General features: G+C 68.7%; 8 protein-coding genes and 1 tRNA gene. 5 read left to right on the top strand and 4 right to left on the bottom strand.

From position 1 onward, the window contains the following. The 5 genes from AAFU51_12485 to AAFU51_12465 form a co-directional block, all read left to right on the top strand. A partial coding sequence (locus tag AAFU51_12485; GenBank protein ID MEO1572077.1) for a hypothetical protein occupies positions 1–468 on the top strand: 468 nt, incomplete at its 5' end. Between the two features lie 91 nt (positions 469–559). Continuing rightward, positions 560–633, top strand: a tRNA-Met gene (locus tag AAFU51_12480). Between the two features lie 122 nt (positions 634–755). Continuing rightward, on the top strand, positions 756–1,973 hold the full coding sequence (locus AAFU51_12475; GenBank protein MEO1572076.1) for a glycosyltransferase family 4 protein: 1,218 nt from the start codon (positions 756–758) through the stop codon (positions 1,971–1,973). A 112-nt stretch (positions 1,974–2,085) separates the two neighbouring features. Further along, positions 2,086–3,156: an NAD-dependent epimerase/dehydratase family protein gene (locus AAFU51_12470; GenBank protein MEO1572075.1), complete on the top strand. Its 1,071-nt coding sequence runs from the start codon at positions 2,086–2,088 to the stop codon at positions 3,154–3,156. 75 nt (positions 3,157–3,231) lie between these two features. Next, complete coding sequence (locus AAFU51_12465; protein MEO1572074.1) at positions 3,232–4,263, top strand: ion transporter; 1,032 nt, start codon at positions 3,232–3,234, stop codon at positions 4,261–4,263. Here the strand turns inward: AAFU51_12465 and AAFU51_12460 are convergent. The 4 genes from AAFU51_12460 to AAFU51_12445 all read right to left on the bottom strand — a co-directional run. Beyond that, positions 4,250–5,428, bottom strand: a complete 1,179-nt coding sequence (locus tag AAFU51_12460) for a T9SS type A sorting domain-containing protein (protein MEO1572073.1) — start codon at positions 5,426–5,428, stop codon at positions 4,250–4,252. The genes AAFU51_12465 and AAFU51_12460 overlap by 14 nt on opposite strands. 88 nt (positions 5,429–5,516) lie before the next feature. Then, positions 5,517–6,899 carry a helix-turn-helix transcriptional regulator gene (locus AAFU51_12455; GenBank protein MEO1572072.1) on the bottom strand — a complete coding sequence of 461 codons (1,383 nt, stop codon included), beginning with the start codon at positions 6,897–6,899 and terminating at the stop codon, positions 5,517–5,519. A gap of 194 nt (positions 6,900–7,093) precedes the next feature. Continuing rightward, complete coding sequence (locus tag AAFU51_12450) at positions 7,094–7,495, bottom strand: DUF4174 domain-containing protein (GenBank protein MEO1572071.1); 402 nt, start codon at positions 7,493–7,495, stop codon at positions 7,094–7,096. Between the two features lie 47 nt (positions 7,496–7,542). Beyond that, on the bottom strand, positions 7,543–8,013 hold a 471-nt coding region (locus AAFU51_12445; protein MEO1572070.1), incomplete at its 5' end, for a hypothetical protein.

The raw sequence follows: 8,013 nt of genomic DNA, 5'->3' as shown, positions 1-8,013 counted from the left end.
GACGCACTGCCTGCCGACGCACTGCCTGCCGACGCACTGCCTGCCGACGCACTGCCTGCCGACGCACTGCCTGCCGACGCACTGCCTGCCGAGCAACCTCGTCCTGCGACGCGTGTGCTGCTTGCTGACGCGGAGCCCACGACCAAGGCGCTGCTCCGCCACTTTCTCCCGGCCTCGGTCGCCCTGGTCACCACGCATCCGGCTACCCTCGGCACGACGCTCGACGCGGCCGTAGCAGAAGCGTGGCCCAGCATCATTGTCGCAGCCACCAGGTCTGCAGACCAATGCCTGCAGGTAGGCGCCCACATAGCCAGGCTAGCTGAGGCCCACCGCCTCGCACGCCCACGCCTCGTGTGGCTCACGGCCGATGCCGTCTCCACCCTACCCCACGGCATCGACGCGGTGCTGACCCGCCCGATCACTAGGAGCCATGTCTCGGAAGTCCTCGCCGACGTCTTCGCCGAATGAGGCCCTGCGTCAGGAGAGCCACTGCTTCACGGAGTTTTTTCGACGCAGCCCTGAGGAGACCGGGCGCGGGTCGTATCTTGCCCGTCTGCCTGGCGCGGTAGCTCAGCTGGTTAGAGCGTCGGATTCATAACCCGGAGGTCGAGAGTTCAAGTCTCTCTCGCGCCACTCGCTGGTCCTCGATCAGCCGCTGATCGCCGATCAGCCTCTCCCCCCGACGCGCTCGTGCACCCCGCGAGCGCGTTTTTGGTGTCCGCTCCCCTGGATCCCGAGCCCTGGACTCTCACCCCATGCGCATCCTCTCCAACGACTTCGGCGGCTACCCGTATCCGATGCAGCTCGCGCGGGCGCTGGCGCGCACCGGGCACACCGTGTGCCACACCTACTGCGCCTCGCTCCAGACGACCCCGCAAGGCACGCTGCGCCGCCTCCCCGACGACCCCACCGACTTCGAGGTGCGCCCGCTCACGCTCGGGCAGCCGCTCGACAAGTACTCGTTCGTGAAGCGCTGGCGACAGGAGCGCGAGTTCGGTCGGCTCGTCGCCGCCGAGGTCACCGACTTCCGGCCCGATGTCGTCCTCTCGGCCAACACCCCGCTCGACGCGCAGGCCACGCTGCTCAAGGCTACGCGCAAGCACGGGGCGGGCTTCGTGTTCTGGCTCCAGGACATCATCGGCGTGGCAGCGGAGCGCATCCTGAAGGACAAGGTCCCCGTCATAGGCGGTGCGGTGGGGACCTACTACGTCCAGAAGGAGAAAGCGCTGCTCCGCAAGAGCGACCACGTGGTGATGATCACCGAGGACTTCCGCCCCATCATGCACGACTGGGGCGTGGACGACGCGCGCCTCCACACGGTCGAGAATTGGGCGCCTATCGAGGAACTGCCACTCACCGCGCCAGACAACGCCTGGGCGAAGCAGCACGGCTTCGACGACGCGTTCGTGTTCCTCTATGCGGGCACGCTGGCCCTCAAGCACAACCCCGACCTGCTGCTGCAGCTCGCGCTGCGCACGCGGGACCGTGCCAAGATCGTCGTGCTCTCGCAAGGCCCTGGCGCCGAGTGGCTGCGCGAGCAGCAGGCCGCGCACCGCCTCGATAACCTGAAGGTGATGGGGTTCAAGCCGTTCGCCGAGATGCCCGACGCACTTGCCGCTGCCGACGTGCTCGTGGCCGTGCTGGAGCCCGAGGCAGGCGTGTTCTCAGTGCCGTCGAAGGTGCTCGCCTACCTGTGCGGCGCGCGCCCGATCCTCCTTGCCGTGCCGCCTGAGAACCTCGCCGCGCGGATCGTGGACGGGCACGAGGCGGGCTTCGTGGTGCCGCCGGACGACGTGGCCGGCTTCGTGGAACGTGCCGAGCGGCTGCTGGACGACGCGGCCCTCCGTGCGCGCATGGGGCAGCATGCTCGCGCGTATGCCGAGGCGACCTTCCGCATCGACGGCATTGCCGAGGCGATGGAACAGGTACTCGCACTGGCCGCGGCGGAGCACGGCACCCGCGCCACGCGATAGACGAAGACGACCCCAGAGTGAAGCCCCGGTGGGGGCGCTGGGATGGCTTGGGACACAGCGGGACTGAGGGTATCTTCGCGCCGCTCTACCTACCACCAACGTTCTCAGCGCTATGGCTGCGCGCACGCTCCTTGTCACCGGCTCGTCGGGCCTGATTGGCTCGGCCGTCACCGAGCACTTCATCGCCCAGGGCTGGACCGTCCACGGCGTCGACAACAACATGCGGGCGCAGTTCTTCGGCCCGGAGGGCGACACGCGCTGGAACCAGGCCCGCCTCGCCGAGACGCACGGCGCCCAGTTCCGCCACCACGAGCTCGACATCCGCGACCGGCAGGGCGTCCTCGACCTCATGGCGACGCTCCGCCCGACCGCCATCGTCCACACGGCCGCGCAGCCGAGCCACGACAAGGCCGCGCAGATCCCGTTCGACGACTTCGACGTCAACGCCGTCGGCACGCTCAACCTGCTCGAAGCCGCCCGGCAGTTCGCCGCCGAGTCGCCCTTCGCACACATGTCGACCAACAAGGTCTACGGCGACGCCCCCAACGAGCTCGACCTCGTGGAGTTGGAGACGCGCTGGGACTACGCCGACCCCGCCTACGCCAACGGCATCCCGGAGACGTTCCGCATCGACCAGTCGAAGCACTCGCTCTTCGGCGCCTCGAAGGTGGCCGCCGACGTGATGGTGCAGGAGTACGGGCGCTATTTCGACATGCCGACGTGCTGCCTGCGCGGGGGCTGCCTCACCGGGCCATCGCACTCGGGCGTGGAGTTGCACGGCTTCCTGAGCTACCTCGTGAAGTGCAACCTCGAAGGGCGGAAGTACACCATCTTCGGCTACAAGGGCAAGCAGGTGCGCGACAACATCCACGCCGTCGACGTGGCGCGCTTCATCGAGGCGTTCATCGAGGCGCCGCGCATGGGCGAGGTCTACAACCTCGGCGGCGGCAAGGCCAACAGCGTCTCCATCCTCGAAGCGTTCGCCAAGGCGGAGGCGCTCTCGGGCAACCCGATGGTCTACGCCTACTCCGACCAGCACCGCTCGGGCGACCACATCTGCTACTACTCGGACCTCTCGAAGATGCGCGCCCACTACCCCGCATGGGACCTCACGAAGGACCTCGACACGACGTTCGAGGAGATCCACCAGAGCTGGGTCGAGCGCGTCGCGGTGGCCAGCTAGGCGCCCGTGCTCCCGGCGCACGGACCCGGACACGAGTGACCTCGTTCGAGGACCGTCCCACCTGTGCCCGTCCGCATGACCTCGCCCTCGCTCGCCCCCCGCTCCGCCGAGCCCGCGCACGACCATCACGGCCCTGACTTTGAGTCAGACGACGTGGCTCCGCCTCCCGGCCGTGCACCGTGGCGCGACAAGATCCACGAGGTCATCTTCGGCACGCACACCCCGGCGGGCAAGGCGTTCGACATCGTCCTGATCGGGCTGATCGCGCTGAGCCTGGTCGCGGTGATGCTGGAGAGCGTCGAGACCATCCGCATGTGGTTTCACCTCGAGTTGCGCGCCGTCGAGTGGTTCTTCACGGTCGTCTTCACGATCGAGTACGTCCTGCGGCTCGCCTCGGCCTACGAGCCGAAGCGCTACGCGCGCAGCTTCTACGGCGTGATCGACCTGCTGGCGATCCTCCCGACCTACATCAGCGCATTCGTTCCGGGCGCGCAGTTCTTCCTCATCGTGCGGATCCTGCGCTTCCTGCGCGTCTTCCGCATTCTCAAACTCGTCAACTACCTCTCTGAAGCGGACGAACTGGGCCGCGCGCTGGTCGCAAGCCGCCGCAAGATCTTCGTGTTCATCTTCGTGGTGCTCACGCTGGTCACGATCCTCGGCTCGCTGATGTACATCGTCGAGGGCGGCCAGAACGGCTTCACGAGCATTCCGCGCAGCATGTACTGGGCCGTGGTCACGCTCACGACGGTCGGCTACGGCGACATCGCCCCGCAGACCACGCTCGGGCAGTTCATCACGACGTTCATCGTGATCCTGGGCTATGGCATCATCGCGGTGCCCACGGGCATCGTGACGACGGAGTTGTCGAACGTGGTCCAGGACAGGCGCCGGACGGCCTTTTGCCCGGCCTGCGGCTGCACCGACCACGACGCCGATGCAGCCTTCTGCAAGCGCTGCGGTACCGGGGTGCGCACCGCAGGCGGCGTAGTGCTAGACGGCCACGGACACGTCCCCGCCCGTGATGGTGGGATCGTGGACGCCCCGTCGATCATCCCGCCCTCCGGGACGGCACCCGCCCTGGCCGACCAAGCACCTAGCGGACCGTGAGCCGCTTCGTCTGCACGCCCGCTGGCGTCCGTAGCACCACGACGTAGACGCCGCTCGCCAGCCCCGCCGTGTCGATCTGCCGGGCGTGCTCGCCCACGCCGAGCAGTCCCGCAGCCACCGTCATGCGCTGCCGCCCGAGGAGGTCAATGAGCACGAGGCTCACATCGGTGGGCGCGTCGAGTGCAAAGCGGAGGTGGGCCGTCCCCGACGTGGGGTTGGGGGCCGGGGCGAGGAGCAAGACGCCGGACTCTGGCTGCGTGTCCTCGGCGCTGGTGGTGGTCGTCCGGACGATGCGGCGGAGCGCACGGTCGCCCGCCTGCGAGACGTAGAGCGTGTCGCCGTTGGCGGTCGCAACGATGCCGTTGGGGCGGTTGAACTGCGCAGTATCGCCCGGCCCGTCGAGCGTAGCACGCGTGCCGGTTCCCGCGAGCACGGCGACGGTCCCATCGAGTGCGATCTCGTAGACGCGGTTGTCGTCGATGCCGGTGGCGAAGAGTTGACCACCGCCATAGGCCAGGAAGCCGATGTCCGTGGCAAGGTCTGCGATCTGCACCAGCGAAGGCGTGTCCGGGTAGCCGTCGATCCTATAGATCTTGCCGCGTTCGAAGTCGGCGACGTAGAGCCGCCCTTGGTCGTCGAAGGCGAGGCCCGCCGGGAAGTTCAGCCCCTCGTCGATCACATCGGCGAAGGTGCCGTTGGCATCGACCGTCTTGACCCAATTGCCATCGTAGCTCGCCACGACGACCACATCGCGGGCGGTGTCATAGAGGAGGCCGCTGACGGTCGTGGGCCCTGGCGCCCGGCCAAACAACGAGGTATCCCCGTCTGGCGTGACGGCGCTGATCGTGCCCGTGTTGTAGTTGGCCACGTAGAGCGTCCCATCGGGACCAAAGGTGAGGCCGTTGGCGCGGCTGAACCCGTCGGCGTAGATCGACGTCATGGCTTCGGGAAGCTCGACACGCGTGACGGTGCGGCCGACGGGCGTGGGGAAGCCGCCGAAGCGGGAGCCGTAGAGCGCCCCGTCGGGACCGAGCGTGAGCCCGTCGTCGATGTCGGAGCCCGCTGGCAGGACCGTTTCGACGGTGGTCGTTTGCGCCTGGGTGGGGACGGCGGGTGCGAAGACGGCGAGCACGGCCAGGAGGCCTAAAGGGATGAAGCGAAGCACGATAGAACAGGAGGCTGGTGAGCGGAGGTCGAGTGCCAACCTCGGTGCCCAACCGCTGCCTGTCGGCTCATTGGGGGCGGTTTCGGCCTCATCCCGCGCGATGAGACGCGGTCACGGCCGGTGGGTCGGCGCCACCATCGCCCGACATCCCGTCCCCCAGAAGGCCGTCGCTGCGTGCGCCCTCACCCCCAACGCGAACGCCCCCGACGCTGTCGCCCCTGACGCTGTCGCCCCTGACGCTGTCGCCCCTGACGCTGTCGCCCCTGACGCTGTCGCCTCTGACGCTGTCGCCTCTGACGCTGTCGCCTCTGACACGAGCGCCGCTGCGGCCATCGCCAGAGACGCGTCCGGGCTCCACCGCCATGCGCCGCCGGTAGGCCGAGGGCGTCTCGCCCGTGCGGGCCTTGAAGACTCGGTTGAACGAGGCCTTGCTGCTGAACCCAGCATCGAGCCCCACGGCGAGCACGGTCAGGTGGGCCGTCGCCGGGTCGCGCAGCCGCGCCTGGGCCTCGTCCACCCGGTAGCCGTTGACGAGGTCGTAGAACGTCGCGCCGAACGCCTGCGCGAGCACGTCGGTGCAAGCCCGCTCGCCGATCGAGAGCCGGTCCGCGAGATCCGCCAGCCGGAGGGTGGGATCGAGGTAGAGCCGGTCGTCCTCCATCAGTCGCCGGAGGGTGTTGGCGTGACGCTGGAGGTCGCCCGCGGGCCTGGGTGTCGCCGTACGCTCTGGCTCGGCACCGACACTGCGCGGGTCCGGCAAGGCCAGGCGAGGCAGCGTCACCAGCGAGGCCCGCAGCCGCTCGTAGGCCACGCTTGCCACGAGAGCGGCCAGCGCCAGCGGGACGAGGTAGTCGAGCCACGCGAACACCGTCCCCGTCGCGAGATAGGCGATGTAGTTGACCAGGGTGGCCACGGCATACGCCGCGAAGCCGCCGCCGTAGAGCCGGAGCCGGTACAGGCGGTCATCGTCGGCTCCGGCCCCTTCGTGCCGGTAGCGCCGGACGTAGCGCAGCACGAGCATCCCCACCGCGCCGCCGTAAGCGACGGCTTGCACCACATAGATCGTGAAAAACGACACCCACGCCATCCGCTGACCTTCTGGGTCGCCCACGAGCGGCCACGTCACGATGAGCAGCACCTGCGTCGCAAACGGAACAGCGTGGGCGAGGTCCGTCGGCTCGGCGCGCGTGCGCAGCCGCATGAGCGCCCGGACATACTCGTAGAACAGCGGCGGCACGGCGAACCAGAACGCGCCGACGAGCGCCCGGAGCACCGGCGAGGGCAGCGCGATCCCGGAGAACCGCAGCGTCATGTCGACCAGCAGCAGCGCGAGGACGCCGGAAAGCACCACGAGCACCGTGCGTGCGTGGGCTCGCCGCGACCGCACCGCGAGGACGACGGTCAGCCCGACGGCATGGAGCGCCGCCACGGCGAGGACGACGGAGGCCAGCGAGAAAACAGGAGTGGTCATAAGCACCGAGCGTGAGGGATGGGCGAAGCTACTCGCGCCATGCCATCTCCACCGTCGATCCAGCCCAGACGACGTGATCCCGACCTGGACGGCTCTTCCCCGTCTCCGAACCGACACGCCGTGCCCTGGCTCGACCTCGGGGGCGGTGTTGCTCAACGCTGAATGCTGCCCCCAGCCAAACTAGCGTGTCGCCGTCACTGTTCGCGCTCGCGCATCTCACGCTGGCGCATCGGCATGGAGTCGATCCGAGCAAACACGTCCCGCAGCGCCACCGGCAGCGCATAGCGATGCTTCTCGGTGCCGTCCTTCCCGACGAGCACGAGGGCCGCGTCGTCGGCATCAACGTCGTAGCGCTCACGCAGCGCCGGGCCCACGTCCGGGCTCAGGCGACCTATGTTCAGCCACAGGGCCGTCCCCTCGTGCGGAAGCGCCAGGACGAGAGCGTCCCGCTCGGCAACGGCGTCGTGCTGAGCCTGCAGGCGCGCCAGCGTGGCGACGAAGGCATCGAGCGTGTCGCTGGGCGCGAAGACGTAGAACAGGCGGTGCTGCCAGCGCTGTTCGGCTTCGTCAAAGGTGACGCCAGGACTTTGTGCCATAACGGGTATCCCTATGATCAGGGCCATGCCGAGCAGGAGAGCTCGGCTCACGCCCGCTGGCGCGTCGCCACGCGCGTGGGCTTGGTGTCAGGCGTGCGCGCGTCGATCTCCTCGCGCCAGGCACGGGTGAGAAAGGCATAGTCGAGCGCCTCGGTCGCGTCGCCGAAGCGCCGGTAGGCCTGGAAGCCGAGGTCCACGGGCGAGAGGCTCGCGAGCGGGGCGCTGCTCAGGTCGAGGATGCGGGCACGCGAGAGCCCCTGTCGGAACTCGCCGTGGAGTTGCCCGAGCACGCAAGCCTTGCCGTCAGCCAGTTCCAGCGACGTGGGGTCGAGGCGGCTCCACCAGCCGGGGTCGGCGTCGTCGAGGTAGGCCGCGCCGCGCGCCGCCCGCGAGCGGGCCAGGCCGAGCGTGATGTCGGAGGGCTGGCGGCTGCCAAACAGCGCTGCGAAGAACGAGCGGGCCATGACCGAGCAGGGTTTGGTGGACGGGTTGCCCTCCCTACTCCGCGCCCAGCGTGT

It is taken from the genome of Bacteroidota bacterium (assembly GCA_039821555.1).
Taxonomy (GTDB): domain Bacteria; phylum Bacteroidota; class Rhodothermia; order Rhodothermales; family Rubricoccaceae; genus JBCBEX01.
This window is presented reverse-complemented; position numbering and strand designations above follow the sequence as displayed.

Coding starts and splice junctions, on each gene's coding strand:
- AAFU51_12475 (MEO1572076.1), top strand. CDS start 756: ATGCGCATCCTCTCCAACGACTTCGGCGGCTACCCGTATCCGATGCAG.
- AAFU51_12470 (MEO1572075.1), top strand. CDS start 2,086: ATGGCTGCGCGCACGCTCCTTGTCACCGGCTCGTCGGGCCTGATTGGC.
- AAFU51_12465 (MEO1572074.1), top strand. CDS start 3,232: ATGACCTCGCCCTCGCTCGCCCCCCGCTCCGCCGAGCCCGCGCACGAC.
- AAFU51_12455 (MEO1572072.1), bottom strand. CDS start 6,899: ATGACCACTCCTGTTTTCTCGCTGGCCTCCGTCGTCCTCGCCGTGGCG.
- AAFU51_12450 (MEO1572071.1), bottom strand. CDS start 7,495: ATGGCACAAAGTCCTGGCGTCACCTTTGACGAAGCCGAACAGCGCTGG.